Source organism: Methanolobus chelungpuianus (assembly GCF_024500045.1).
GTDB classification, from domain to species: domain Archaea; phylum Halobacteriota; class Methanosarcinia; order Methanosarcinales; family Methanosarcinaceae; genus Methanolobus; species Methanolobus chelungpuianus.
The window spans coordinates 268,630-282,109 of the sequence record NZ_JTEO01000002.1 but is presented as its reverse complement, the minus strand read 5'-3'; the positions used below and the strand labels follow the sequence as shown (position 1 = coordinate 282,109).

The following is a 13,480-nucleotide window of genomic DNA, read 5'->3' as shown; positions in this document are numbered from 1 at the left end:
CTCCCGACCTGTCCTTTGTTACCTGTTATGTGTATGAATGCTCATATTGTCATTTTGTATCTATGGTAAAACGCACATCCATTGCAACACAGCCCTTGCCCTCCGGCATTACCATGAGAGGGTTAATCTCGAATTCCATTATCTCAGGAAAATCCATGCTCAGCTGAGATACTTTCATGAGCGTGTCGATTATAGACGCAATGTCTGAAGGCTGTTCACCCCTGACGCCTGCAATGAGCGGATATGTCTTGATGGATGTTATCATGTGCTTTGCATCTTCGATGCTTATGGGCGCTACTGCAAAGGAAACATCCTTGAGGAACTCCACGTAGGTGCCTCCAAGCCCGAACATCAGCAAAGGTCCGAACTGAGGGTCCCGGTTCATCCCGATGATCACTTCCTTCCCCCCGCTGAGCATTTTCTGTATCTGGACGCCTGCTATCTGTGCATTGTGCATATAGTGGCGCACGTCAGACATCATGGTGTTATAAGCGCGCTCCACGTCATCGGCGTGCTGCAGGTTGAGACGGATGCCTCCCACATCGGTCTTGTGAGAGATGTCAGGCGATACGATCTTCATGACCACGGGGTAACCTATCTCTTCGGATATCCTCACTGCTTCAGGGAGGGTTTTCGCGATCCTGGAATCTACCACATGAATTCCGTATGAGGACAATATGCCCATAGACTCAAGGCCAAGGGTCCGTGTCTTTTTCTCGCGTGCCTCTCTTATGGCTTCAGCTGCATGTATTCTGTCCACCTTCATCTCATCGGGTGGCACGTAACTCCGGTTCCTGATGGAATAGTACTCACACAATGCATACATGCTTGTGACCGCTCTCTCAGGGAACGGATAATTCGGGATCCCATTTCGGTGCAGGATATCCTCACCTTCCTGGACCCGTGTACCGCCTGCCAGATTGCAGAGCACGGGCTTATCGGAGCTCTTTACGGTATCAACTATCTTCTCCGCGATCTCTCCCACAGCGGTCATTGCTTGCGGGGACACAAGAACTATCACTCCGTTCACATTCCTGTCTGCAAGCACGGTCCTGAGCGCATAGGCATACATATCGGCACTTGCATCCCCGAGCACATCCACGGGATTGTACAATCCTGCAGCCGGTGGCAGCGCTTCCCTGAGCTTTGCGATAGTGGATTCCTCAAGGGATGTGATGGTCAGCCCTGCATTGGAACATGCATCAGCAGCCAGTATCCCCAGACCGCCGGCATTGGTCACAATAGCAATGTTCCTGCCGGCTGGCAGGGGATAAGCCGAAAAGGCCCTGGATTTGTCAAGCATCTCTGCCAGGGAGTCTGCACGCAGCACACCGCTCTGCCTGAAAGCTGCATCATATGCAGCATCAGCACCCGCAAGGGTACCTGTGTGGGATGATACTGCCCTGGAACCTACCGAGGTCCTTCCCGATTTCACAACTATTACAGGCTTGGAGCGGGTTACCTGCCTTGCAACCTTTATGAAATCCGGCCCGTTCTTTATCCCTTCAAGGTATGCGGCGATGACAGACGTATCTTTATCCCTGTTAAAGAAACCGAGGAAATCGTTCTCATCAAGGTCAGCCTTATTTCCAAGGCTCACGAACTTGGAGAAACCGACACTTGTCTTCTCGGCCCAGTCCAGGGTCACGGTACATATGGCCCCGGATTGTGACATCATGGCAATGTTGCCCCTTAATGCCATGTTTGCGGCAAAGGATGCATTAAGACCTGATGCCGTATCAATAATACCCAGACAGTTGGGCCCTACCATATCGATGCCGTACTTTTCGCACAAAGCGACGCATTCACGTTCCAGGTGGGCACCCTCTATGCCTGCCTCCTTGAAGCCTGCCGAGATAACGACAACGTTCTTCACACCTGCAAGAGCACACTGCTCGATGGCTCCGGGAACCAGCTTTGCCGGTATCACTATAACTGCAAGTTCGACATTCTTCTCCCGGGGGACATCCAGGATAGAGGGATAGGCGCGAAGCCCCAGTATTTCCTCGTCCTTGGGGTTGATGGGAATTATATCTATGTCGTCACTGGCAGCCATGAGATTCTCAAGTACTGCCCTTCCCACCTTGCCTTTGTTCCTCGAAGCCCCTATAACGGCTACGGCATTTGGATCAAACATTCTGTCAAGCATATTGTTCCCTGGCTCTTCCCTTGCTTATACTAAAACCCGATAATACATAAAAATATGGGGAGAGACGGGATAATGAACTGGATGCACCGGATTATATCTACAAACCCATGCTCAGTTTTTAACATCACTATTGTCACCATCATCCATACTACCATTTCCAGCAGGGCGAGCCATATACTTCAGACCTGCCATACCCACAGCCCCTGCAACAAGCAGGCTGACCAGCAGGATTGCAGCGCTCCTGTAAGTATTGTAATGTGGGACCTCACTCTTCCCGGAGGCTGCTGCACTGCTCCCAATGCCACTGTCCTCTCGCGCAGCCGGTAGTTTACCAGCCTGGTCGCCAGTGAGCATATATGAGTCTTCTGTACTTGCGATGGCAAATAATGAGAATCCCGGAGTCTGTGCCGTATAGTACACATACTCCTCATCCTCTCCTGTTATTTCCGTAGACAGGGAGTTCCAGCCATTGATATATGTATAAAGGACCATGGTCCCGGAGTCGATATCGTTTGATGTGAGCCACTCCTTCTCCACCTTAAAGCTGACCCTTGCATCTGTGATCTTCTGCGGAGAGAACTCAGCGTCTCCTACCCATATATTGAAGTTCCTGTACACCATTCCAGGCGCGTGCTCCCTGATAAGTGTCGAGGTGCCCTTCAGGATCTCCACAACGGTCCGGACATGTCCCCCGCTGACCGCCGGCATGAAACTGACAGAAGTAACAACATTTTCCTCATATCCAAATCTGAACAGTGCCTCCTGACCCCTTACAATAGAAGCAAAAGAGTAGTCCCTGAATTCAATATTATCCCCGGACTCCGTCGAGTCACGGAACTCTCTGAGGAATTCCGCATCTTCAGAGCGTATAATGGAAAGGTTCGAAGAGATGTTAACTGAAGCATTCACCTGACTGCTCACATTGCTTGTATGATCTGTTGTGAGGTTGCCGCCTGAGCTTTCCTTAGTATCCGCAGTGTACTTGGATTTGTTATTGGCCGTGCTGCTAACAGTAGTACTGGCAGTACCAGTTGAGCTTCCTGTTGAACTGCTTACAGAGCCGGAATCCCTGGTTACTGAAGCACCCTTAGAAGGATTATCCTTAGAGGAACTATCTTTAGCAGTGTCATCCTTGGGTGATTTTTCTTTACCATTTTCATCCTTAGAAGCATCATCATCCTTAGAGCTGGTATCTGGAACGGAACCTGAAGAATCGGCCTTGGCATCAGTATCTTTTTTATTATCACTGTCTGCCTTGCTGTCGTTGTCCTTGTCTGTATCATCGGAGGATTTCTTAGTATCCTGTTTATCCTCACTTATCTCATTGTTATTCAGAGCAGGCTCAGCGGGAGCTGCGGCTGCTGACCCTTCGCTGGATTTGCCGTTATCCTTCTCTTTCTTACCCCCGTTACTATCCTCGTCCTTTTTCTCATCGCTGTCCTGGGATTCACTGGTGTTGCTGGCTGATGTATTGGCAGATATTATTGTATCCTTATCTGAAGCTGATCCGTCGGAGCCTTGTGTGCTGTCTTCCGGATCATCGGACTCAGCAGGGTCTGCTTCGCCTTCATCTCCGGCCTGGGTATCTCCTGATCCGGTGTCATTGGGATTGCCCTCTTTACTTACAGGATCGTCTTCACCTGTTTCATCCTCATTGTCACCAGGTTCAGCTGCCGAAGGATCACCAGCACTCGTTGTATCTTCTGTTTCAGCGGCATCCTCGCTGCTATCGGTATCCTTGTCATCTTCACTGTCATCGGTTGAAACCGTATCATTCTCATCATCAGAGTCTGCGTTTGCCATACCCGCAGATACCACGACAAGAAGGATGCATAAAATATACAACAGGTCCCTTCCTGATTTCCGGCAAACGGACCGTCTGGTGCTCTTTCCGTTTAAAAGCATAGCTAGACCCCACAACCCCTCGTTACAAACATAGTTCCCCTGAGGAGCAATAAAGAGCATAGAAACTCTGCTAAGTAAAACTAGTACCATTGCTTGAAAAGAGAGATAGGAGGAGAGAATGCTATCTCTCCCTGACCATGTATCCTGATCAGCAGGAATAGCTAGCGTCTAAAGCGTCTGTAACGCTTCCCGTCAGGATTGCCAAATTGTGTGATGGCTTTACTCAGAGGATCCTTGTACCTGTAGCCTATTACTCCCAGAGCCATCAGTCCTATGATGGTAAGCAACAGAAGCCAGGAAGATCTCCGTTCCTGTTCAGCCATAGACGGCCCGGCCTTGTCCGGATCAGCCACAGACATTGTGCCGTTCTCCTCGCCTTCAGGCTGCAGTGCACCCGGCCCTCCTTTACCGGAACCTTCAATCAGTGCTTTTTCATCCATGCTTGAGATGGCGAACATTGAAAAAGCAGATGTCTTTGCAATATAATAGACGTAAATCTCGTCTTCACCGGTCCTGGTGGTGGGCAGCTGCTCCCATGAACCGCTGGCATGCTGGAGAAGTCTTATCGAGAACGGGTCTACCCTGCTGGTCTCAATCCAGCCTTTCTCCACCCTGAAAACAACATGCGCATCTGACAGGCTGGCAGGCGAGAGTTTCTCATCCCCTGCCCAGATGTTCAGGTTCCTGTAAACCAGACCAGGAGCTACTTTATTGACCAGAGAGGATCTGTCCTTGAGTGTCTCTACCACGACTTTGGTCTGACCCTGGTTCAGTCTTGATGCCAGGCTTACCTGTGTTATAATGCTGTTCTCTTTTGTAAAGTTGTACACTGTCTCAGTGTCCTTCATCACGTACCTGATGGAGTAATCCTTGAACTCAACGTTCTCATATTTCTCACCGCTGCCCGAAGGGCTTCCGCCACCGCCTCCTCCACCACCGCCACCGCCGCCCGAGGAACTGGTAGATGAGGGTTCTTTTGCCGTAACTGCAATCGTTTGATAATCATTGAGTGTTCCATCGCTTACCTTGAAGCTTACAGAATAGGTACCTTTCTGTGAAACAGCCGGCGTCCACTTGAATACTCTGGAAGTATCGTCAAAACTTGCTCCTGAAGGCATCCCTGATGCAGAATATACCAGAGGATCACCATCCCCGTCAGAGGCGCTCACTGTGAATTCGAGTGTGCTGCCAATAGTTACTTCCTTTGCCCCGATAGAGCTGAATTTTGGTGGCATGTTGGCATTATGCACCATCACTACTGCAATTGTGCTCGCACTGAGGGAGCCGTCTGAGGCAGTGAATTCAATATAGTGAATTCCAGCGTCAGAGTAACCAGGAGTCCACATGAACATGTTTCCTCTAATGGTGCCATATGATTTGTTGGTCTTGAACGTAAGGGAGTCACCATCGGGATCTGTCGCAGCAAGAGGGATTTGCAGAAGCTGAGCCTCATTGACAATGCCCGCAGGAACAGAAGTTATTTCAGGCGCTCTGTTGACGTTAACAACTTCAATGATTGCTATTTTATAATCAGAGAAATGATAGATAGTGTCTGTCTCCGAGACCTTGAATTCGGTTATGTGCCTGCCTGCTTCATTATAGGAAGGGGTCCATGTGAATAGACCTTTTGTGCTCTCAAGACTTGCACCTACAGGATAAGAGACAAGGGAATAAGCCAGTTGGTCACCATCCTTGTCAGAGGCTGAGATTGTAAAAGATAATTGTTCGTTCTCATTTATCTTCGGGTTGGTAATTGATGCCATATCGGGAGTGGAAACCGCATCTCCCACTACAAGTATGACTCCTCTTGATTTAGATGAGAGCGAACCGTCATCGACACTAAATGCTATGTTCTTGTAGTCTATAGTCGCAGGAGTCCACTTGAACGTCCCCGTTGCTGCATTGAACTGAGCCCCTGCAGGCAATGCACTTACGTTATGATAGGTAAGGGCATCGCCATCCGCATCGTATCCAACCAACTGTATGGTGATCTGCTCATTCACCTTGGAGGACACATCCGGAATTGAGTACAGTATCGGTGCCCTGTTGACATTGTTTACAGTCACTTTTGCTGTCTGGGTTACCTCTGCATCGCCATCTCTTACTGTAAACTGGATGGAGTGTTCACCGGCATTATCATACGTGGGCTTCCAGGAGAACTTATTCCCGGATATTGTACCGAATGGAACATTCTTGGTGAACACCAGCACATCCTTATCAGGGTCGGAGGCTGTGAGAATAATCTCAAGAGGCTCGTTCTCGTTAATACTTGTATCAGCAATAGGTGAGAATACCGGAGGACGGTTTGCATTATTAACTGTGATAGTGACATATTCGGAGTCCTGATCCTTCCCATCAGAAACGATGAACTCCACCTGGTAAGTTCCGGCCTCATCATATGTGGGTGTCCACTGAAAAACACCTGATGCAGAATCAATTGTTGCACTTTTGGGATTGTTCGATAAGGAGAACTTAAAAGTAGTATTGCTGTCAGGGTCGGTTGCCGAAAGTGAGAAGGTCAGCTGGCTGTTCTCACTGACAGATTTGGGGCCTATGACCGCAAGAATGGGCTCCCTGTTAACATTTACAACTGTTATTGTGATGTTAGAATATACAGTGGATGTTCCGTCAGTGGCAGAAAAACTTACAGGATAAGTACCTGCACCATCATATCCCGGAGTCCATGAGAATATCTTCTTACCTGCATTCTCCCCGTTCCCGTCGGTAAAGGATGCTCCCTGGGGTAGTCCTGTAATGGCGTAAACTATTCTGTCGCCATCAGGGTCAGTGGCAGATACCACAAAAGTGAGAAGCTGGCCTTCATTGATGTTCTTATTTTCAACCTGGAATGCAGGAGGACTGGCAACTGCTATATTGACAGATAATATCAGCAGCGATATGAACAGGTAAAAAAGAATGTGGCTTCTCAATCTTCTTTCGTCATCATGCAAGAGTTTGTGTATAGAGTTAGCAGCCGGGTGACCCACCATAGATGGCTTATCTCGAACTATACTCAGATAAATATTATTATGTATATGTTTTTAATTATAATATAAGCAAGATACCTCCTAAAAAGAGATTCCGGCAGAACTTCTGCGGTCTGCCAGATATCGGGCTGACAGGCTGACCCCCGCCAGCAGCAAAACCTATATCTATTTCCTGATGCGCCTGTAGCGCTTACCGTCGGAGTTGCCCAACTTGGATAGTATTTCGTTGGCTTGTTCCCTGTACCTGTAACCTATGGCACCAAGGCCTGCCATGCCCACCAGCGCGAACAGGATATACTTGGAGGACCTACCGTTCTGCGTCACAGGGACTGCAGCGGAACCCTCCTCGTCACCAACTGAGTGAGAGATGTTCTCATTATCCTGTGAAACATTCTGCTCTCCTGTCGGGGCAAAATCACTTTCATTCACACTGGATATGGCAAACACCGAGAATCCTGACGTATATGCAGCATAATGAACATAGGTCTCATCCTCACCGGTTATGCTGGTCGGCAGATAGTTCCATGAGCCTGAGTACCTGAGTAGCTTAACAGAGGCAGGGTCTATGGACTTTTCCGAAAGCCACGACTTCTCAACCTTGAACTCCACCATTGCCGTCTTTAATTTGCTGGAGGAGAACTTCTCGTCTCCCACCCAAATGTTCACATTCCTGTAAACAATACCAGGAGGCGCCTTTTTCGCCATGGTGGAAGTGCCCTTAAGCATCTCGATTATAGTCTTGGTCTCTCCCTCGTTCAGCAGGGTTACAATGACAACAGACTTGATGCTGTTGTTTTCCATGCTGAAATTGAATACATTCTCTACATCCCTGAGTACGTATTTAATAGAGAAGTCTTTAAACTCTATATTCTCATACTTCTCTTTACTGGCCTGGAAACTTCCTCCACCACTCCCACTGCTGCCGGACGAACTTCCGCCGGAGCCACCGGAGCCGCCGGAATCACCTGAAGAACCTGAAGAATCTGTCGAGGGGTTGTCGGCTGCAATGACTTTAACTGAGGCCGTTCCAGTGTCACTGTTGACACCATCCGTAACTGTGAATAAGAATGAATATTGCGCTACCTGAGAAGCTGAAGGCGTCCACTTGAATACCTGAGTCGTAGTATCGAACTCTGCTCCGGAAGGAAGCGATGATGCCGAGAATAGCAGCGCGCCGTTTCCTCCAGATGCGCTCACGGTGAACTGCAGGGTGTCGTTCACGGCAACGGTCTTAGGGCTTATTGCTGCCATAACCAGTGTGGCATTGCTCCCGGGTTCATCCTCCCCGGAACTGGCTTCAGTGACTGTGATGGTCACGCTTCCGGTATCGCTCTCAGACCCGTCCGAAACCGCAAACTCTACATCGTATGTACCCGCCTCACCTGCAGCCGGAGTCCACTCGAACTTACCGGAAGCCGGATCAATGATTGCACCTGAGGAGGGAGGGCTTGACATAGAGAATGTAAGCTCATCTTTGTCCTTGTCACGTGCTTCTATAGTGAAACTCAGGTACTGACCGACCTCTACTGTCTCAGAGCCCGGTACCTTTATTACCGGCGCATTGTTAGGAGCGGCAGTAACAACTATAGTGACATCCTCTGTAGCTGTTGAATTACCGTCCGTGGCAGAAAACTGCATGCCATATTCACCGCTGCTTTCCGGGACCCAGCTGAACTCACCGGTCTCCGGGTCAAAGCTGGCATCAGATGGCTTGTTCACAATGTCGTACTCTATGAGAGAGGGGTCAGACCCTGTGGCAGAGACAGTAAGTTCGACATAGTCACCTATAGAGACGTTTTGATCTGGAATCGAGTCTATCTCCAGAGAACTGGCGCCTGCAACCACGGATCCCATAAACAGCAAGCAGAATGCAAGCACACAGAATGCATGTTTTTTAAACCTGTGATAGCAGGAAAGTGATATTTTTTGGTCACTTGAAACAGTGAAAGTCATGGAATAACCCACCATAGAAGCTGTATCTCTGCATGCAAAGTTATAAAGATTAGCATTCATATTCTAAGAAATATAAAATATATAGGATAGATGTATAGCCAGCTTAAGTATAAATGGCTGACTTCAATAAAAAAGGAATGTGCCGGGACTCATACTCCCGGCCATGTGCTTTAAGGAGTATTTTCAATTATACTTCTTTAAACGCCTGTAGCGCTTTCCGTCGGGATTACCCAGCTGCATGCGAACCTGTGAGAGATAATCCCTGTGCCTGTAGCTCAGTATTCCAACGGCCGTGGTGACTGCAATGATCAGCAGGAGCATGAAGGACCCGGCAGACTGCGCCTCCTGGGAAACGGTATTGGGAGCTCCAGGTGCCTTGCTGTCTGCGGTTGACATGTGTGTGCTCCCCTCCTCCTGAAGAGAAGAAGAGCCCTGCTGGATGCCTGTTGAAGCTGCCTGCTGAGCCTCACTTATGCTGGAGATGGCAAATGCAGAGAAGCCCGGTGTTCTTGCAAGATAGTACACGTAGGTATCATCCTCGCCAGTCATGCTGGTTGGCAGTTGAGCCCACGAGCCACTATTATATCTGCACATCCTTATATTTGCAGGATCTATCCTGTTCTCCGACAGCCATGATTTTTCCACTCTGAACATAATCCTTGCATCGGACAGCATGGCAGGCGCCTTTCCGTCCCCCACCCAGATGTTCACGTTCTTGTAAACAGTTCCTGGAGCGGCCTTGTTGACCAGAGTGGAAGTGCCCTTAAGCATCTCTATGACGGTCTTGGTCTGACCTCCATTAAGGCTGGCAGTGTAACCAAGGGATATGACGCTGTTACCTTCTTTGGCGAACTCGAAAAGTGTTTCTGTATCTTTCAGGACATACTTTATGGAATAGTCCTTCAGCTCAATGTTCTCGTTCTTTTCTCCGGTATTCTGGGACCCGCCTCCTCCACCGCCACCCGACGATGCTGTTGTTGCGGACTGCGCTTCAGTGATTGTTATATTGAGAGCGCCTTGCACACCTGAACCATCTGCGGCGGTGGCCACGACTGTCACAGTACCTGCTCCTGTCCCTGTTAGCAGACCTGTCGTCGAGCTGACAGAAGCCGTCCCGCTGCCTTTCACTACAGACCAGACAACGTTCTTATTATTTGCACTTTCAGGCAGGACCGCCGCACTCATTTGCAGTGTCTTGCCCTTCTCCACAGTAGTAGAGTTCCCACTTCCGGTCACGACAATTTGGGTCACTGGCACCGGCGCTGCGTTAACCTTTATGGTCAGAGTTGCAGTTGCTCTATCTGCATGGGCGATAGTGATTGTTGTATTTGCAGTGCTAAGGGTATCACCGTTTGACGGAATTGTAGTCAGGCCATTGGCTGCAAACTCGGAATGTGCCACGTCTACTGTGCTGCCATCTGACCTGATAAGCCTTACCAGCAGACCAGAGAGGTTAAGAGTTTCACCTTCAATATAGTTTTCTTTAGTGGGAAGATTAACTGCTTCGACGCCAGTCACAGTAATTATAGATACGGGTGAATCCTCCAACACAACAGTTACTGTTACTGCCTTTTCAGGCATTGTGAAAGTATAGACCTCTTCAGGAGGTTGCACACTAGTTTCAATTGACTTGCCAGGCCCAGATCTTACTGTGATAGAGTTGAACTGCTTGCCAGGTTCAATGTTGCTGATAGTTACAATGACATTGGTCCCTTTTTCTGCTGCAGTTGCGGGATCAGTCGTTACAGTTGCATTCCCGCCTATGACCTCTGTTTGGATTCCATAAGTTGTCACCGGGGTATCCTTAAGAGCCACAGTTACAGTTACGTTTTCTGCAGGCATGTTGAATGTGTAGCTGACTCCAGGAATTACCTCGGTTGCATTGACCTGGTTATTCTCACCTGTAACTTTGATATAGGCAAACTGCTTACCTGCCTGGATATCACTGATGGTCACATTAACTGTTTGGCCTTCTTTTGCAGTCGATCTGTCAACTCCAATGTTTGCCGTACCGCCATCAACTGCTGAAGATACAGAGTATGTAGGCACTTTTAATACTGTGATGAGATTGGTTTTACTTTCAGTGCTGGTGCCATTTTCATTTACAGCTGTAAGAGTTACAGTGTAGATTCCGGCAGAGTTATAAGTGTGAAATGGGTTCTGGGCAGTCGAATTGGTACTTCCGTCACCAAAATCCCAGTCCCATTCTATTGCGCTTTCAGAGACACCTGTGAACGCTACTGTCAAAGGAGCATTTCCACTGGTGACATTCGAATTGAAATCAACAGAGGTGATTTCCCCGGACGAAGATGCCATACCGACACCGATGAAGCTGATCGCACATAGTACAAGCGCGATGTATAAGCTAATTGTGACAATAACCCGTATACTACTAGTTCTAACGTTTTTTATGAAGGGATGCATTCATACCACCCTTATGACAATTTTTTACCCCAGGTTGACAATGTCTGGAGTAGACTCCACTTATTATGACTGTTAATTGTATGCGGATACACAGTGAACTCACTAATGCCCCCGCATTCTCCACTAGATATCAATATACAGTCCTATATTATATAATTATTCAATATAGAAGTATTTATAAATTCATATTAATTAATACAGTATAATAAATACAAGATCAGCCCTGCAAAAAGTTTATCTTAACCCTGACCGCTATGGAATGGTATCTTTTCCAGAGGCCCCATAGAGATGAGCAAAATTGGATGCAATAATAAAGGCGACAAAACGAAATATCAACCAGTGGCTCCAAAATGAGTCGGTGATATCCAATTCCCTTGCCGTCCTCGTAGGTACCCTCACCGGCCTTGCTATCGTCCTTTACGACTATGCCCTGAGTAGCAGCGAGAGTCTTTTCTTCGGAAGTGTCTATAGATACCCTCGTTATTATGTCATTCTCCTGCCTGCCCTTGGAGGCCTCATCGTAGGTGTGTTCGCTAATCTGTTGATAAGGACGCGACGCTATGATATCGAAGAAGTGATCGAAGCCATTACATTGAGCGGAGGAAAGATATCTCCCCGAAATGCCTTCCTTGAAGTTGCGGCATCTGTTATAACGATCGGTTCAGGAGGATCTGCCGGCAAGGAGGCTTCCGTAGTACTTGCCGGGTCAGGTATAGGCTCATCCCTTGCCCGGCTCTTCGGAATACACGGCAACAGGGTCAGTATCCTACTAGGATGCGGAGCTGCCGGGGGAATTGCAGCTTCATTCAATGCTCCTCTGGCAGGAGTTGTCTTTGCAGTTGAGGTCATACTGGGAGAGCTGGAGGCAAAGACCTTCATCCCCATAGTCATATCAGCGGTCTTTGCAACGCTGGTCTCCAACACCATCTTCGGGGTAAGGGTCATAGGGGTCTCCAGTTATCATCTGGTCAGCCCCTTCTATGAATCCGCATTCTACCTGGGCCTTGGGATACTGGCAGGAATATTTGCAGTCATATTGATGCGTTTCCTGCATTCATCGCACGAGTACTTTGATGCATTGAAAGTGAACCCCTTGTTCAAACCTGCAATTGGGGGACTTTTTGTAGGGATCATCGGCTACTTCTACCCGCAGGTATTCGGGGTAGGATACGATGTTATTATGGATGCCCTGTCAAACGAACTTGCTCTTGATCTCATGCTTGCACTGGTGGTCCTGAAGATCCTGGCATTCTCTTTTACGATGGGGTCCGGGGGGTCCGGCGGCTCCATTGTCCCTGCGCTGTTCACAGGTGCCATGCTCGGAGGAGCCTACGGAAGCATTATACATGGTGCCTTCCCCGCAATCACTGCGGAATCAGGTGCTTACGCACTGGCAGGGATGGGAGCCGTCCTTGCAGGAACAAGCCATGCGCCGCTTGCCGCCATACTGATCCTCTTTGAACTTACAAGGGATTACAACCTCATCCTGCCGATCATGCTCGCCTGCGTGGTCAGCAACCTTGTGTCAAGCTCCCGGAATCCCGAGTCCATATTCACGGAGGGTTTGCGCAAACGCGGTTTCAATATAAGGAAAGGCAGGGAAGTGGACATCATGGAATCGCTGCTTGTCAGGGATGCCATGAAACGGGAAGTACAGACCGTTTCTGAGAACAAGAGCGTAAAGGCACTGATATCCCTCATGCAATCAAGCCGCCATGCAGGGTTCCCTGTCCTTGATCCAACCGGGGACCTCTGCGGCATAGTGACTCTCAAGGATCTCAGGGACAAAGTAAAACAGGACGACCTTGACAGGACCATCTGCGAGATATCCACGAAAGATGTGGAGGTTGCATATCCGGATGAGACCCTTAATACGGTTCTCAAAAGACTTGCGGCAAAGGATATAGGAAGGCTTCCCGTGGTCTCCAGGAAAGACAGCAGGAAGCTCCTGGGCATCATTACCAGAAGTGATATTGTCAACCTCTACGACAAAAAGGTACTTGATAAGGTCCACCAGAGCGAGGAAGTGGAAAGCCGCTGACCACAGTCAGTATCATGCAAA

6 protein-coding genes are annotated in these 13,480 nt (G+C 48.6%); 1 reads left to right on the top strand and 5 read right to left on the bottom strand.

Annotated features, from left to right (window positions below):
• Positions 1-49 precede the first annotated feature (49 nt).
• The 5 genes from acs to PV02_RS02240 form a co-directional block, all read right to left on the bottom strand.
• Complete coding sequence (acs, locus tag PV02_RS02260; RefSeq protein ID WP_256621754.1) at positions 50-2,149, bottom strand: acetate--CoA ligase alpha subunit; 2,100 nt, start codon at positions 2,147-2,149, stop codon at positions 50-52.
• Between the two features lie 111 nt (positions 2,150-2,260).
• Positions 2,261-4,054 (bottom strand): PGF-pre-PGF domain-containing protein, encoded by a 1,794-nt coding sequence (locus PV02_RS02255; RefSeq protein WP_256621753.1) that lies wholly within the window; start codon positions 4,052-4,054, stop codon positions 2,261-2,263.
• 161 nt (positions 4,055-4,215) lie between these two features.
• The gene (locus PV02_RS02250; RefSeq protein WP_256621752.1) at positions 4,216-6,984 is read right to left on the bottom strand and encodes a putative Ig domain-containing protein; all 2,769 of its coding nucleotides are present in this window, start codon (positions 6,982-6,984) and stop codon (positions 4,216-4,218) included.
• A 222-nt stretch (positions 6,985-7,206) separates the two neighbouring features.
• Positions 7,207-8,895 (bottom strand): PGF-pre-PGF domain-containing protein, encoded by a 1,689-nt coding sequence (locus tag PV02_RS02245; RefSeq protein WP_256621751.1) that lies wholly within the window; start codon positions 8,893-8,895, stop codon positions 7,207-7,209.
• A 282-nt stretch (positions 8,896-9,177) separates the two neighbouring features.
• A complete protein-coding gene (locus PV02_RS02240) occupies positions 9,178-11,310 on the bottom strand; it encodes a PGF-pre-PGF domain-containing protein (protein WP_256621750.1) in 2,133 nt (710 codons plus the stop codon).
• A gap of 415 nt (positions 11,311-11,725) precedes the next feature.
• Here PV02_RS02240 and PV02_RS02235 point away from each other — a divergent pair, with 415 nt between their 5' ends.
• Positions 11,726-13,459 (top strand): chloride channel protein, encoded by a 1,734-nt coding sequence (locus PV02_RS02235; RefSeq protein ID WP_256622134.1) that lies wholly within the window; start codon positions 11,726-11,728, stop codon positions 13,457-13,459.
• Positions 13,460-13,480: the final 21 nt, after the last annotated feature.

Excerpts from the sequence above, each read along its gene's own strand:
- acs (WP_256621754.1), bottom strand. The coding sequence starts at position 2,149 with ATGCTTGACAGAATGTTTGATCCAAATGCCGTAGCCGTTATAGGGGCT.
- PV02_RS02255 (WP_256621753.1), bottom strand. The coding sequence starts at position 4,054 with ATGCTTTTAAACGGAAAGAGCACCAGACGGTCCGTTTGCCGGAAATCA.
- PV02_RS02245 (WP_256621751.1), bottom strand. The coding sequence starts at position 8,895 with ATGGGATCCGTGGTTGCAGGCGCCAGTTCTCTGGAGATAGACTCGATT.
- PV02_RS02240 (WP_256621750.1), bottom strand. The coding sequence starts at position 11,310 with ATGGCATCTTCGTCCGGGGAAATCACCTCTGTTGATTTCAATTCGAAT.